The organism is Streptomyces sp. FXJ1.172 (assembly GCF_001636945.3).
In the GTDB taxonomy this organism is placed as follows: domain Bacteria; phylum Actinomycetota; class Actinomycetes; order Streptomycetales; family Streptomycetaceae; genus Streptomyces.
The window spans coordinates 1,612,705-1,625,696 of sequence record NZ_CP119133.2 but is presented as its reverse complement, the minus strand read 5'-3'; the positions used below and the strand labels follow the sequence as shown (position 1 = coordinate 1,625,696).

General features: G+C 72.7%; 12 protein-coding genes. 6 read left to right on the top strand and 6 right to left on the bottom strand.

Features of this window, described 5'->3' with window-relative positions; all coding sequences use genetic code 11:
* Positions 1-64 precede the first annotated feature (64 nt).
* The gene (locus tag A6P39_RS07285) at positions 65-310 is read left to right on the top strand and encodes a hypothetical protein (RefSeq protein WP_067044236.1); all 246 of its coding nucleotides are present in this window, start codon (positions 65-67) and stop codon (positions 308-310) included.
* Between the two features lie 12 nt (positions 311-322).
* On the opposite strand, the gene A6P39_RS07280 is transcribed toward A6P39_RS07285, so the two are convergent.
* Entirely contained in the window at positions 323-1,555 is a 1,233-nt protein-coding gene (locus tag A6P39_RS07280) for a lectin (protein ID WP_067044233.1), read from the bottom strand.
* A 256-nt stretch (positions 1,556-1,811) separates the two neighbouring features.
* On the opposite strand from A6P39_RS07280, the gene A6P39_RS07275 reads away from it, so the two are divergent.
* Positions 1,812-4,208 carry an ArnT family glycosyltransferase gene (locus A6P39_RS07275; RefSeq protein ID WP_067044230.1) on the top strand — a complete coding sequence of 799 codons (2,397 nt, stop codon included), beginning with the start codon at positions 1,812-1,814 and terminating at the stop codon, positions 4,206-4,208.
* A 42-nt stretch (positions 4,209-4,250) separates the two neighbouring features.
* On the top strand, positions 4,251-5,195 hold the full coding sequence (locus A6P39_RS07270; RefSeq protein ID WP_067044227.1) for a ribose-phosphate diphosphokinase: 945 nt from the start codon (positions 4,251-4,253) through the stop codon (positions 5,193-5,195).
* 22 nt (positions 5,196-5,217) lie between these two features.
* On the opposite strand, the gene A6P39_RS07265 is transcribed toward A6P39_RS07270, so the two are convergent.
* Complete coding sequence (locus tag A6P39_RS07265) at positions 5,218-5,598, bottom strand: anti-sigma factor antagonist (RefSeq protein WP_234378827.1); 381 nt, start codon at positions 5,596-5,598, stop codon at positions 5,218-5,220.
* Between the two features lie 169 nt (positions 5,599-5,767).
* On the bottom strand, positions 5,768-6,718 hold the full coding sequence (locus tag A6P39_RS07260; protein WP_199840764.1) for an NADP-dependent oxidoreductase: 951 nt from the start codon (positions 6,716-6,718) through the stop codon (positions 5,768-5,770).
* A gap of 71 nt (positions 6,719-6,789) precedes the next feature.
* On the opposite strand from A6P39_RS07260, the gene A6P39_RS07255 reads away from it, so the two are divergent.
* Positions 6,790-7,758 carry a GlxA family transcriptional regulator gene (locus tag A6P39_RS07255; protein ID WP_199840763.1) on the top strand — a complete coding sequence of 323 codons (969 nt, stop codon included), beginning with the start codon at positions 6,790-6,792 and terminating at the stop codon, positions 7,756-7,758.
* Between the two features lies 1 nt (position 7,759).
* Here the strand turns inward: A6P39_RS07255 and A6P39_RS07250 are convergent, their stop codons facing one another.
* Both A6P39_RS07250 and A6P39_RS07245 read right to left on the bottom strand, forming a co-directional pair.
* The gene (locus tag A6P39_RS07250) at positions 7,760-9,385 is read right to left on the bottom strand and encodes an amidohydrolase (RefSeq protein ID WP_067044219.1); all 1,626 of its coding nucleotides are present in this window, start codon (positions 9,383-9,385) and stop codon (positions 7,760-7,762) included.
* 33 nt (positions 9,386-9,418) lie between these two features.
* Positions 9,419-10,921 (bottom strand): APC family permease, encoded by a 1,503-nt coding sequence (locus A6P39_RS07245; protein ID WP_067044215.1) that lies wholly within the window; start codon positions 10,919-10,921, stop codon positions 9,419-9,421.
* A gap of 125 nt (positions 10,922-11,046) precedes the next feature.
* On the opposite strand from A6P39_RS07245, the gene A6P39_RS07240 reads away from it, so the two are divergent.
* Together A6P39_RS07240 and A6P39_RS07235 are read left to right on the top strand one after the other, a co-directional pair.
* Positions 11,047-11,766, top strand: coding sequence for a TetR/AcrR family transcriptional regulator (locus A6P39_RS07240; RefSeq protein ID WP_067044213.1), 720 nt, complete (start codon positions 11,047-11,049; stop codon positions 11,764-11,766).
* A 44-nt stretch (positions 11,767-11,810) separates the two neighbouring features.
* Positions 11,811-12,275 (top strand): pyridoxamine 5'-phosphate oxidase family protein, encoded by a 465-nt coding sequence (locus tag A6P39_RS07235; RefSeq protein ID WP_067044210.1) that lies wholly within the window; start codon positions 11,811-11,813, stop codon positions 12,273-12,275.
* 126 nt (positions 12,276-12,401) lie between these two features.
* Here the strand turns inward: A6P39_RS07235 and A6P39_RS07230 are convergent, their stop codons facing one another.
* Positions 12,402-12,851 (bottom strand): nitroreductase family deazaflavin-dependent oxidoreductase, encoded by a 450-nt coding sequence (locus tag A6P39_RS07230; protein WP_067044206.1) that lies wholly within the window; start codon positions 12,849-12,851, stop codon positions 12,402-12,404.
* Between the last annotated feature and the right edge of the window lie 141 nt (positions 12,852-12,992).

Here is a 12,992-nt window from a genome sequence, read left to right as displayed (position 1 = left end):
CTGCGGCCGCATCCGAAACCGCTCCGGATCACCCCTGGGCCGGATGAGTCTTAGGCTCTATTGCATGACCGAACAAGCAGCTCCCCACATCTCCCATCCTCGGGTCATGGTGCTCGGGGTGTGCCCGGGCCGGCCGGGCCACCGGCCCTTCAGGATCATGGAGATCGACGGTCAGGTGATCGGTGAGGTCCGGACCGTCACCGACGTACTGGAGATCGCCGCCGCGCACGGCATCACCATCCACGACCTGGACGACCCCGATGCGGTCCGCTGGGTCGGCGGGGACAAGTACACCTGGACGCTGCACTGAGACGGGCGCGGCTCAGCCGACCGTCCACTTCTGGTTCGCGCCGCCCGTGCACGTCCAGATCTGCAGCCGGGTGCCGTCGGCCGCGTTGTTCCCGGTCACGTCCAGGCATTTGTCCGCCTGTGGGTTGACGATGTCGTGCGCCCCGGTGACGGTCCACTTCTGGTTCGGGCCGCCGGTGCAGTCCCACAGCTGGACGGTCGAGCCGTCCGCCGTGCCGTTGCCCGTGACGTCGAGGCACTTGCCGAGCGCCCGGATCGTGCCGTCGGAGCCGACCGTCCAGTTCTGCGCCGCCGTGCCGTTGCAGTCGTAGAGCTGGACCGGGGTGCCGTTCGCGGAGTTCGCGCCCGCCACGTCCACGCACTTGCCGGCCAGGCCCCGGATCGGGAGCCCGGCCGCGCTGTCACTCGTCGTCACCGACACCGAGTCCACCACCAGTTGCTGCGGGAACTGGGTGGTGCCGTCGGGGTCGCCGGGCCAGTAGCCGCCCACCGCCAGGTTCAGGATCAGGAAGAAGGGCTTGTTGTTGAACACCCAGGTCTTCCCGCCCAGGTCGGCGGGCGTGCGGCGCTCGTAGACGGTGCCGTCCACCGACCAGGTGATGGAGTCGGGCGCCCAGTCGACGGCGAAGGTGTGGAAGGCGTCCGCGAAGGCCTGGCCGCCCGGCAGGGTGTAGGCGGCACCTATGCCGCCGGAGCCGGAGTAGCCGGGGCCGTGGATGGTGCCGTGCACGGTCGAGGGCTCGAACCCGACGTTCTCCATCACGTCGATCTCGCCCGAGTCCGGCCAGTTGACCGGTGTGCCGAGCATCCAGAACGCCGGCCACATGCCCTGCCCGCGCGGGATCTTCATCCGCGCCTCGACGTGCCCGTACCGGGCGTTGAACTTGCCGGCCGTGTTCAGCCGGGCGGAGGTGTACTGGCAGGTGCCGTACCAGCACTGGTAGCCAGCCGGGTTCTCCTTGCGGGCCGTGATCACCAGGTGGCCCTGGCCGTCCAGGGCCGCGTTGTCCGTCCCGGAGGTGTAGTACTCCCGCTCGTGGTTGTTGACGTTGTCGCCGGTCTCCGTCGTCCACTTCGAGGAGTCGACCGGGGACCCGGCCGGCCCGTCGAAGGTGTCGGAGAAGGTGGTGGTGGCGGCCGCCGGAGCGGCGGTCTGGGCCCGTGCCGGGCCGACGGCGGCGGAGCCGACCAGGACGGCGGACAGGGCGGCGAAGAGGCATCTGCGCAGCAGGCGCGGGGAGGCCATGGCTCTCCGTTCGGCGTGGGGGGTTGGATGCCTCTTGATTTAAGGAGTGAGATAAGTGGGCGTCAATACTCTGGTACGGACCTGTTTCTGACGGCCCGTCAGGTGAGTGCGGGTGGCGACCCCGGTAAGGAATTCACTTGACCGGCGTAATCGCCATCTCATGCGGTTAAAGAGTCGCCCTCGGGGCGGTGAGAAAATCCTTGAAAGGGAGCCTCGTCGGTGCCGCGGGCCGACGCGGTGACGAAGACTGCTGCGCATGGCCACGAAAGTCCTCGACGCAACCGCCCCCACCGGTGCCGTCCGCCGCCCCCCGTGGAGATCACCACAGGGCGAGCCCGAATACGCCCGACCTGCGCTGCTGCTCCTCGTCGTGCTCGCCGCCGTGCTCTATGTCTGGGGCATCGAGCGCAGCGAGTACCACACGTTCTACGCGAGTGCCGTCCGCAGCATGACGGAGAGCTGGAAGGCCTTCTTCTACGGCTCTTTCGATCCCGGGAATTCCATCACGCTCGATAAATTGCCGGGATTCCTGTGGCCGCAGGCGCTTTCTGCGCGGCTCTTCGGGTTCCATCCGTGGTCGCTGTCCCTGCCCCAGGCCCTCGAAGGCGTGGCCAGCCTGCTGGTGCTGCACCGTGTGGTGCGCCGCTGGGCCGGGGTGCACGCGGCGCTGATCGCCGGTGCGGCGTTCCTGGTGACCCCCGTCGCGGTCGGGCTGTTCCGTACCTCGGTCGAGGACCCCGCGTTCACGCTGTGCCTGCTGCTGGCGGCCGAGGCCACCCAGCGCGCCGCCGTGGCCGGCCGGCTGCGCCCGCTCGTCATGGCCGGTGTCTGGGTCGGCGTCGGCTTCCAGGCCAAGATGCTGGAGGCCTGGGTCGTCCTGCCCGCGCTCGCCCTGGTCTATCTGATCTCGGCGCCGCTCGCGCTGCGCCGGCGGCTGGTGCATCTCGGGGTGTCCGCCCTGGTGATGACCGCGGTGTCGGTGTCGTGGATGCTCGCCGTCACCCTCACCCCGGCCAAGGACCGCCCCTATGTGGACGGCACCACCAACAACTCGGTGTTCAGCATGGTGGTCGGCTACAACTTCCTGACCCGTTTCTCCTCGCTCGGTATCAGCGCGGCCTCCACCGGCAGCATCAGCGCGACCCAGGGCGGCGGAGGCGGCCACGGCGCTGCCGGTGCCGGTCAGGGAACCGGCCGTGGGTTCGGCGGAGCCGCCGGCCCGGCGGCGGGCACGGGCACCGGGGGCCTCGGCTCCCGTGGCGCGGGCGCGTTCGGCGGTGCCGGTGCGTACGGCCGTGGCCGGGCCTTCGGTGCGGGCGGTGGGCAGGGAGCCGGGCCGGTGCGGGGCACCCGCGGCTCGACGGCCGCCGGGGCACCGGCCGCCCGCTCCCAGGCCGTCGGCGGCTTCGGCGACGACCAGAACGGCTGGTCGAAGATGTTCGGTGCGTCGCTCGCCTCCCAGACCGGCTGGTTCTACCCGATCGCCGCCCTGGCCGCGGTGTGCGGACTGCTGTGGTGCCGGGGACGGCCGCGCACCGACCGGCTGCGCGCCGGGTACGTCCTGTGGACCACCTGGCTCGCCCTCTACTTCCTGGTCTTCAGCGCGGGCAGCGTCGCCGGGCACACGTACTACATGGGTGTGGTCGCGGTGCCGCTGGCCGCGCTCACCGGCGCCGGGACCGTGCTGATGTGGCGCGCCTACCGGACCGGCGGGCCCCGCGCCTGGGCGCTGCCGGGCGCCGTGGCGGCGACGGCGGCCTGGGCGGCGTACCTCGCCGGCCAGTTCCCGGCGTTCCGGCCGGGCCTGGTGCCCGCCGTGGCCGTGCTCGGCCTGGCCGCCGTCGTGCTGCTGGTCCTGGCCCGGCCGGGCCGGCCGCGGGCCGGCGGACGGCTCGCGCTCGCCGGTCTCGCCGCCTCCCTGGCAGCCCTGCTCGTCGCCCCGAGCGCGTGGGCGGTGCAGGTCTTCGCTCCCTCGTACCGCACCAACACCATGGGCGCGGTCGGCCCGGCCGGCGCGAACCGCGGCCAGGGCGCGGCACGTTCGGGCTCCGGACGGTTCGGGCGCACGGCCTGGGCCGGCGGTGCGATGCCCGGGCGGATGGGCCAGGGCGGCCTGCGCGGCATGGAACGGGGCGGGGCCGGCGGCTTCGGTGGCGCCGCCCCGGGCGGCGCGCTGACCGCGGCCCAGCGCCGGCTGCTCGACTACACCCGTGCGCACCAGGGCTCCGCCGCCTATGTGTTCGCCACGAGCAGCTGGAGCACGGCGGCGCCGTACATCCTCGCGACCGGCGCCGATGTCCTGCCGATCGGCGGCTTCAGCGGCCGGGTGCCGTACCCGACCGAGGCCCGGTTCCGGCAGCTGGTCGACGCCGGCACGGTTCGGTACGTGCTGCTGGGCGGCGGCCGGGGCATGGGCGCCATGGCCCAGGGCACCGGGCCGGCGGCCGCGCGCACCGCGCAGACGGGCACGGACCGGACGGCCACCGGCCAGACCGCCGCCGCACAGATCACCGCCTGGGTGCAGGCCGCCTGCACCCCGGTCCCGGCCTCGGCCTACGGCGGCACGGACTCCGCCGTGGTGCCGTCCCTGCCGGGCCGGGCCGGGAACACGGCCGCCGCGCAAGTGCTCTACCGGTGCGGGCCGGGCCAGTAGCATGAGCCCGGCAGCCCGTGCCGATCGTGCGAGGAGCGGATCGTGCGAGACATCGCCGTCTTCAGCGGCAGTGCCCATCCCGAACTGGCCCAGGAGGTCTGCGCCCACCTCGGGGTGCCGCTCAGACCGACACGGGTCAGCCGGTTCGCCAACGACTGCCTGGAGGTGCAGCTTCAGGCCAACTGCCGGGAGCGGGACGTCTTCCTCATCCAGCCGCTGGTCCGGCCGGTGCAGGAGCACCTGGTGGAGCTGCTGCTGATGTGCGACGCCGCCCGGGGCGCCTCCGCGGCCCGGATCACGGTGGTCATGCCGCACTACTCCTACGCCCGCTCGGACAAGAAGGACGCGCCGCGCATCTCGCTGGGCGGGCGCCTGGTCGCCGACCTGCTGGTGGCGGCCGGCGCCCGCCGGGTCCTCGCCATGACCCTGCACGCCCCCCAGGTGCACGGCTTCTTCTCGGTGCCGGTGGACCACCTGCACGCGCTGCGCGAACTGGCCGCGCACTTCGGGCAGTACGACCTGACACGCACGACGGTCGTCTCGCCGGACCTCGGCAACGCCAAGCAGGCCGCCGCCTTCGCCCGGCTGATCGGGGCGCAGGTGGCGGCCGGCGCCAAACAGCGGTACGCGGACGACCGGGTGAGCATCAGCTCCGTCATCGGAGATGTCACCGGCCGCGATGTCATCGTGCTGGACGACGAGATCGCCAAGGGCAGCACCGTCATCGAACTCCTCGATAAACTCCGGGAGTTGGAGCCACGCTCGATCCGGGTGGCGTGCACCCACGGGGTGTTCGCGGGCGGCGCCGTCAAGCGGCTCAGCGAGCAGCCGGACGTGCTGGAGATCGTCTGCACCAACACGGTGCCGGTCGCCGCCGCCGAACACACCGGCAAACTCCGGGTGTTGTCCATCGCCCCCGCCCTGGCCGAGGCGGTCCGGCGCATCCACAACGGTGAGTCGGTGAGCGCCCTGTTCGAGCACTCGTAGCGGCCCTGGAACCCCTGTGTGTCTACAGTGAGCCGGACGCGGCCTCGGAGCGGGCCAGGGCCGCGTCCAGGCTCGGGTGCGCGGGCAGCAGCCGGGACAGCCCGGTGACCCTCATCACGCGCAGGGTCAGCGGATGCGTGCACACCAGGAGCAGCCGCCCGCCGCCGCCCAGCACCCGGGTGCGCGCCCGGTACAGCAGCCGCAGCCCCGAGCAGTCGAAGAACTCCACCGGCCGCAGATCGATCACGACCCGGGCCTGGCGCCTGCCGGTGAACCGGTCCAGCACCGGGCCGATCTCCGTCGCCGAGACGAGGTCGATCTCGCCCCGCAGCTCCAGCACCGTGTAGGCCCGGTGCTGGTACACGCGTACGTGCCGGTGGAACGGTGCACGTTCGTCCCGCACGACCGCCTCACCTCCCGCTCGCGCCCGACCGCCCGCCTCCCGGCGGACCATGCTCGGACGGTCCCCCTTCTGACCGTCAAGTTACCCTCGACAGAGGGAATTTGAGCATGTTCGAATGACATATGTCATCGAGTTTGACGGCGGCTGTGAGGCGGCTGTGCCCGGTCGGTCAGTCCGCCAGCAGCACCAGCTTCCCCGTCGTCCGGCCGGTCTCGCCCAGCGCGTGCGCCTTCGCCGCGTCGGCCAGCGGGAACGTCCCGGCGATCGTCGCCTTCAGCTTCCCCGACCGCGCCAGCTCCGCGATCGCCTCCATCCCGGCCCGGTCGGCGTCCACCAGCATCCGCACGGCCCGTACGCCGAGCCGCTCGGCCTCGTCGTAGAACTCCCCGGAGCCGACGGGCAGGATCGACACCACGACACCGCCCGGCCGCAGCACCTTCAGGGAGTCCACGGAGGTGTCCCCGCCGAGCGTGTCCAGGACGACGTCCACGTCCCGCACCGCCTCGGTGACATCGGTCGTGCGGTAGTCGACCGGCTCGTCCACGCCGATCTCCCGCAGGAAGCCGTGTTTGCCCGCGCTCGCCGTGCCGATCACATACGCGCCGCGCGCCTTGGCGATCTGCACCGCCACGTGCCCGACCCCGCCTGCCGCCGCGTGGATCAGCACCCGCTGACCCGGCCGTACGTCCGCGTGCTCGGTCAGCGCCTGCCAGGCGGTCAGGGACACCAGCGGCAGCGCGCCCGCCTGGACGTGGTCGACCGAGGCCGGCTTGTGCGTGAGGGCGCGCACCGGGGCGAGCACGTACTCGGCGTGCGAGCCGGCGCCGTAGGGGTAGGGCAGCATGCCGAAGACCTCGTCGCCGGGCTTGAAGGCGGCAACGCCGATCCCGGTCGCGGCGACCTCGCCGGAGACGTCCCAGCCGAGGACGAACGGCGGTTCGCCGAGGAACAGGCCCCCGGACCGGTGCTTCCAGTCGGTGGGGTTGACCCCGGCGGCGCGCACCCGGACCAGCACCTGGTTCGGCCCCGGCTCGGGCCGCTCCACCCGCACTTCCTTCAGTACCTCGGGACCGCCGAGGACGTCCTGGCTGATGGCTCGCATCGTGTTCACATCGTTCATGGTCACCCAGCCTGCCCGGATTCGCGCGGCCGGGAAATGGCATGACAGCCACCTTCCGATAGGATCCTGCCATGCCTGATGCACCGCTGCGCACCCGGCGCCCCGAGCGGGTGGCCGTGCTGGCCCTGGACGGCGTCTACCCCTTCGAGCTGGGCATCCCCAGCCGCATCCTCGGCGCGGCCGACGGCCACTACGAGGTGCTGACCTGCTCGGTCGACGGCCGGCCGGTGCGCAGCAGCGCCGACTTCACGATCGGCGTCCAGCACGGCCCCGAGATCCTGGACACGGCGGACACGGTGGTCGTCGCCTCCATGCCCCCGGCGTACATCCCCGACGAACTGCCCACCGAGGTCGCCGCCGCGCTCGCCCGCATCCGCCCGGACGCCCGGATCGTCTCTATCTGCACGGCCGCGTTCGTCCTCGCCGAGGCCGGCCTGCTCGACGGCCGCAGCGCCACCACCCACTGGCACATGACGGAGCCGTTCCGGCGCCGCTTCCCGCAGGTCGACCTCGACCCGGACGTCCTCTTCGTCGCCGACGGCCGCATCCTCACCTCGGCCGGCGCCGCCGCCGGGGTCGACGTCTGCCTGCACATGGTGCGCACCGACCACGGCAGCGAGCTGGCCAACTTCGTCGCCCGCTGCTGTGTCGTCCCGCCCTTCCGGGACGGCGGCCAGGCCCAGTACATCGAGCAGCCCGTCCCGCAGAGCGGCGCGGCGAGCACGGCCGGGACCCGCCTGTGGGCCCTGGAGCGGCTCGGCGAGCCGCTCACCCTGAGCGACCTCGCCGGCCACGCCCGGATGAGCCTGCGCACCTTCGCCCGCCGCTTCAACGACGAGGTCGGCCTCAGCCCCGGCCGCTGGCTGATCCAGCAGCGCGTCGCCCGCGCCCGGCACCTGCTGGAGTCCAGCGACCTGCCGGTGGACCGGATCGCCGCCGAGGTCGGCTTCGCCACCGGCGCCTCGCTGCGCCAGCACCTGCACACGGCCATCGGGGTGTCCCCGCAGGCCTACCGCCGGACGTTCCAGCGGGCCCGCTGAATCACGGCGCGCCGTACACCCGCTCCCCGCCCACATAGGTGAGCGCCACCGCCGTCCGCGCGATCTCCTGCGGCGGTCCGGCGAACGGGTCCCGGTCGAGCACCACCAGATCGGCGAGCGCCCCGACGGCCACCCGGCCGGTGTCGTCCAGATGGTTCACGTACGCCGACCCGGCCGTGTACGCCGTCAGCGCGTCCGTGAGGTCCAGCCGCTCCCCGGGCAGGAACACCGGTCCGGCGCCGCCCGGTTCGACCCGGTTGACCGCGACATGGATGCCCTGCAGCGGATCGGGGCTGCTCACCGGCCAGTCACTGCCCGCCGCGAGCCGCGCCCCGGACCGCAGCAGCGCCCCGAACGGGTACTGCCAGGAGGCCCGTTCGGCCCCGAGGAACGGGATCGTCAGCTCGTCCATCTGCGGTTCGTGCGCGGCCCACAGCGGCTGGATGTTCGCGGTCGCGCCGAGCCGCGCGAAGCGTGGTACGTCGTCGGGGTGCACGACCTGGAGGTGCGCGAGATGCGGCCGGGTGCCGCTCGGCCCGTTCGCGGCGCGCGCGGCCTCGACGGCGTCCAGCGCGTCCCGTACGGCACGGTCGCCGAGGGCGTGGAAGTGGCACTGGAAGCCGAGCGCGTCCAGCTCGGTGACGTATTCCGGAAGCCGGGACGGGTCGAGGAAGGTCTTGCCGCGGTTGGCGGTGGCGCACCCGCACCGGTCCAGATAGGGCTCGAGGAGCGCGGCCGTGCCGTTCTCGGCGACGCCGTCCAGCATCAGCTTCACCGTGCCCGCCTGGAACCGGCCGTGGCTCAACTCCCGTCGCTTCTCGGCCAGTTCGTGGATCTGCTCGGCGCCGCGCTCCCGGTCCCACCACAGTGCGCCCCGCACCCGCGCGGTGAGCGTCCCCTCCCGGGCGGCCGTGCGGTACGCCTCGGCCGGGTCGTCCATGCCGAGGAAGTCGCCGACCAGTGCGTCCTGCCAGGCGGTGATGCCGAGCGCGTGCAGATGCCGCTGGGCGCGCAGCAGGGCGGCCAGCCGGTCGGCCGCCGTCGCGGGCGGGGTCAGCCGGCCCACCAGCTGCATCGCCCCCTCCTGCAGCGTGCCGGCCGGCTCCCCGGAGGCGTCCCGCTCGATCCGGCCGTCGGCCGGATCGGGTGTGTCCCGGCCGATCCCGGCCAGCTGGAGCGCCCGGCTGTTCACCCAGGCGCCGTGGTGGTCCCGGTTGGGCAGGTACACCGGCCGGTCCGCAACGACGGCGTCCAGCAGCTCCTTCGTCGGTGTCCCGCCGGCAAACGCCTCCATCGACCAGCCGCCGCCGAGGATCCACTCCTGCTCGGGATGAGCCTCGGCGTAGGCGCGTACGGCGGCCACGGACTCCTCGGCCGTCGTCGCGCCCGTCAGATCGCACTGGGCCAGCTCCAGCCCGGCCGGCACCGGATGGACGTGCGCGTCCTGGAAGCCGGGCAGCAGCAGCCGCCCGGCGAGGTCCACCACCTCGGTGCGGGGCCCGGCCAGTTCGCGCACCTCGTCGTGCCCGACGGCGGTGATCCGGTCACCGGTGACGGCCACGGCGGACGCCGTACGGCCCTCGGGGGTGAGGACGGGACCGCCGGTGAAGAGGAGATCGGTGTGCATGATGCCTTTCCTGCAGTCGTCTTTCGTATCAGGTCAGTTGGAGGGCGTGAGCAGCCGCCGGGAGTCGGCGTCGGTGCCCGTGCCGGTGCGGAAGTACGGCGACTTGCGCACCCACTTCGCCCACGCGGCCACGGCGAACCCGGACGCGATCATCGCGAACGGCATGAGCAACAGGAACCAGCCGTTGTCCGCGCGCAGTTCCAGGTGGTCGGCGGAGTGGTAGAAGGACCAGCCCAGATATCCGCCGAGCCCCAGGAGCGCGAGCGCGCTCAGCGTGGGCAGCACCACCGCCCGTACGCCCTGGCCCACGCCCTCCCGCAGCAGGGCCCGGAACCGTACGGCCGCGGCGAGTGCGGTGAGCGCGTAGGACAGGGCGACGACGATGCCGACGGCGTTCACGATCGCGTCGATCATGTCAGCGACACGCGGGATCACCAGCGCGAGCAGCGCCACCGCCACGGACAGCGCCCCGATCAGCAGCGTCCCGGCCGACGGCGTCCCGTACCGGGGGCTGATCCTGGACCACACCGGCCCGAGCGTACGGTCCCGGCTCATCGCGAACATCCCGCGCGCCGTCGGGATGACCCCCGCCTGGAGCGAGGCCACCGCCGAGAACATCAGCGCCACCAGCGGCAGCGCGGCCAGTGGCTGATGGGCCAGCCGGTCCCCGAAGTACGCCAGCCCCTCGGCGCCGTGCCCGGCCAACTCCCGCTCGGACAGAACCCGTTGGAAGGCGACCGAACCCAGCAGGAAGAGTCCGAGCATGGTCACCAGGGTGATCGTCCCGGCCCGTGAGGCGTCACGCGGATCGCGGACCTCCTCGTTGACGGTGAACGCGGCCTCGAACCCCCAGTAGCAGAACACCGACAGCAGCAGCCCCTGCGCCAGGGCGGACGCCGAGGGGATCGCGAAGGGGTCGAACCAGGAGAGCCGGAACGGGTGCGTGCCCATGACGAGGCCGTATCCGCAAAAGCCCAGCAGGACGGCGTACTCGAAGGCCAGCAGCCAGGTCTGCAGCCGGGCCGCCGTGCGCACGCCGGTCACGGCCGTCAGGGTGACGGCGACCAGCACCACGATGCCGACCGCCGTCGTCTGCGCCGTCGAGCCGGGGTCGAGCGCGAGCGATCCGATCCGGTGCACTCCCGCCTCCCCGGCCAGCTGGAGCAGTGCCGATCCGGTCACCGCCGTGGTGTAGGCGAGGAAGGCGACGCTCGCCACGCAGTTCACCCAGCCGACCGTGAAGCCGAGCCAGGGGCTGAGCGAACGGCCCACCCAGACATAGCCGTTGCCCGCGTTCGGCTCCACCCGGTTGAGCCGGGAGTAGGCCCCGGCGATGCCGAGGACCGGCAGGAACGCCAGCAGCATGATCGCCGGCAGATGCAGGCCGACGACACCGGCCGTCACCCCGAGACCGATGCCGATGCTCGTGGTCGCGGCCGTACTGGAGGCGGCGACGGCGACGCCGTCCAGTACGCCCAGGGACTTGCGCAGTTCGGGCCGCGCGGGGGGATCCACACCGAAGGGGGTCTCGCTCATCGCCGCATCTCCGCTCGCACCGGGGGGCCTGGTCGGCCCCGGTGACCGGAGATGAAACCGCCCGTGCACTTCACAGGTCAACGGTGTTGTCATAAGGTGCCGGGCACATCAGAGGGAGGCCCAGCATGAGCGAACGCGTCGTACCGGCGGCCGGCCGGCAGCGCCGGCGCCCCACCAAACAGGGCGTCGTCCTCTCCGAGGAGCTGATCGTCGCGACCGCCCTGCGGCTGATCGAGGAGCACGGCGCCGACGCCCTGTCCGTGCGCCGCCTCGGCCGGGCCCTGGGCGCCGATCCCAGTTCCCTGTACCGGTACTTCCGGCACACCGACGACCTGATGCTTGCCGTCGCCGACGAGCTGATCGGCCGCACCATGCGCTCCTGGCGGCCGACCGGGGACTGGCTGGCCGACCTGCGCGACCTCGGGCTGCGCATGCACGCCGGTGCCCTCGCGCACCCCCGGGCGGCGGTGCTCAGCGCCCACCGTGTCACCGGCCGGGCGTATGAGATCCAGGCCGTGGAGAGCATCCTCGGCGTGCTGCGGGAGGCCGGGTTCCCGGACCCGGAGGCGGTGCGGCTCTACCACGCGTTCGTCGACCAGGCCCTCGCCTTCGGCGCCCTGGACTCCGCGGGCACCGCCCTGCCACGGGCCGCGCGCGAGGCCGAGGCGGAGGTGTGGCGCAGCACCTACGGACGGCTGCCCGCCGGCACGCATCCGCACATCGCGGCCATGTCCCGCCACCTCGTCGCCACCATGCGCGCCAGCTCCTACCCGGCCGCCCTCGACCTGTTCCTGACGGCGGCGCGGACACGCCTCGACCACGTCCGTGCGGACCGGGCGGGCTGACGGTCACACTGGGCGGGATCCGCATCCCGAGGAGGCCGTACGCCATGACCCCACCGCCCGCCCGCACCACCGCGGAGCGCACGAAGGACACCCTGCACCGGCTGGAGCACGACGTCGACCTCTGGGTGGCCACGGCCGGTCCCGACGGCGGCGCTCCCCATCTCGTGCCGCTGTCCTTCGTGTGGGACGGCGCCACCCTGCTGATCGCCACCCCGGCCGGGAGCCCCACCGGCCGCAACCTCGTGGCCACGGGCCGGGCCCGCCTCGGTCTCGGCCCGACGCGGGACGTCGTCATGATCGAGGGCACCGTCCAGGCGGTGACCCCGCAGGACCTCCCCGAGGAGGACGCGGAGGTCTTCGCCGGCAAGACCGGCTTCGACCCCCGCCGGCTCAGCACGCGCTACCTCTACTTCAGGGTCCTCCCGCAGCGCGTCCAGGCCTGGCGCGAGGAGAACGAGCTGGAGGGCCGCGAGCTGATGAGGGACGGGGAGTGGTACAGCGCGCCGTGAGCGCAGGAAAGGGCCCCGCCGCGACGGGGGAACGCGGCGGGGCCTGTGGCACCAGTGCCCGCTGCGGGACGGCCTCACACCTGTCCGGCGTAGATTTTTCTAATTCCCGCCGGTTCCCGGCGCGAATCAGCTCCCGTCGAGGGGCTCCAGCACGAACACCGGGATCTCCCGCGAGGTCTTCTTCTGGTAGTCGGCGTAGGGCGGGTAGGCGTCGACCGCCCGCTCCCACCACAGCGCCTTCTCCTCGCCGGTGACCTCACGGGCCCGCATGTCCTGCCTGGCCGGGCCGTCCTGCAGCTCGACATGCGGATCGGAGGTGATGTTGAAGTACCAGACCGGGTGCCTGGGCGCGCCGCCCTGGGAGGCGACCACCGCGTACGTCCCCGCGTGCTCCACCCGCATCAACGGCGTCTTGCGGATCTTCCCGCTCTTCGCGCCCCGGGTCGTCAGGATGATCACCGGAAGCCCGGTGTCCATGAGCGTCGTCCCCTTCGTCCCGCCCGAGCCCTCGTACAGCTCGACCTGTTCGCGCACCCACTGCGTCGGGCTGGGCTCGTACTCACCCTCGAGAGGCATGGGATCCGTCTCCTTCGTCGGTCCAACGGCTGTCCGTCACCGGCTCCAACACCGGTGGCCGCACGGATCATCCGTACCGCGGATGTCTTCCCCCGCACGGCCCCCGCCTCACAGGCGATCGCGTCCCGGCGCCGGCGCCGC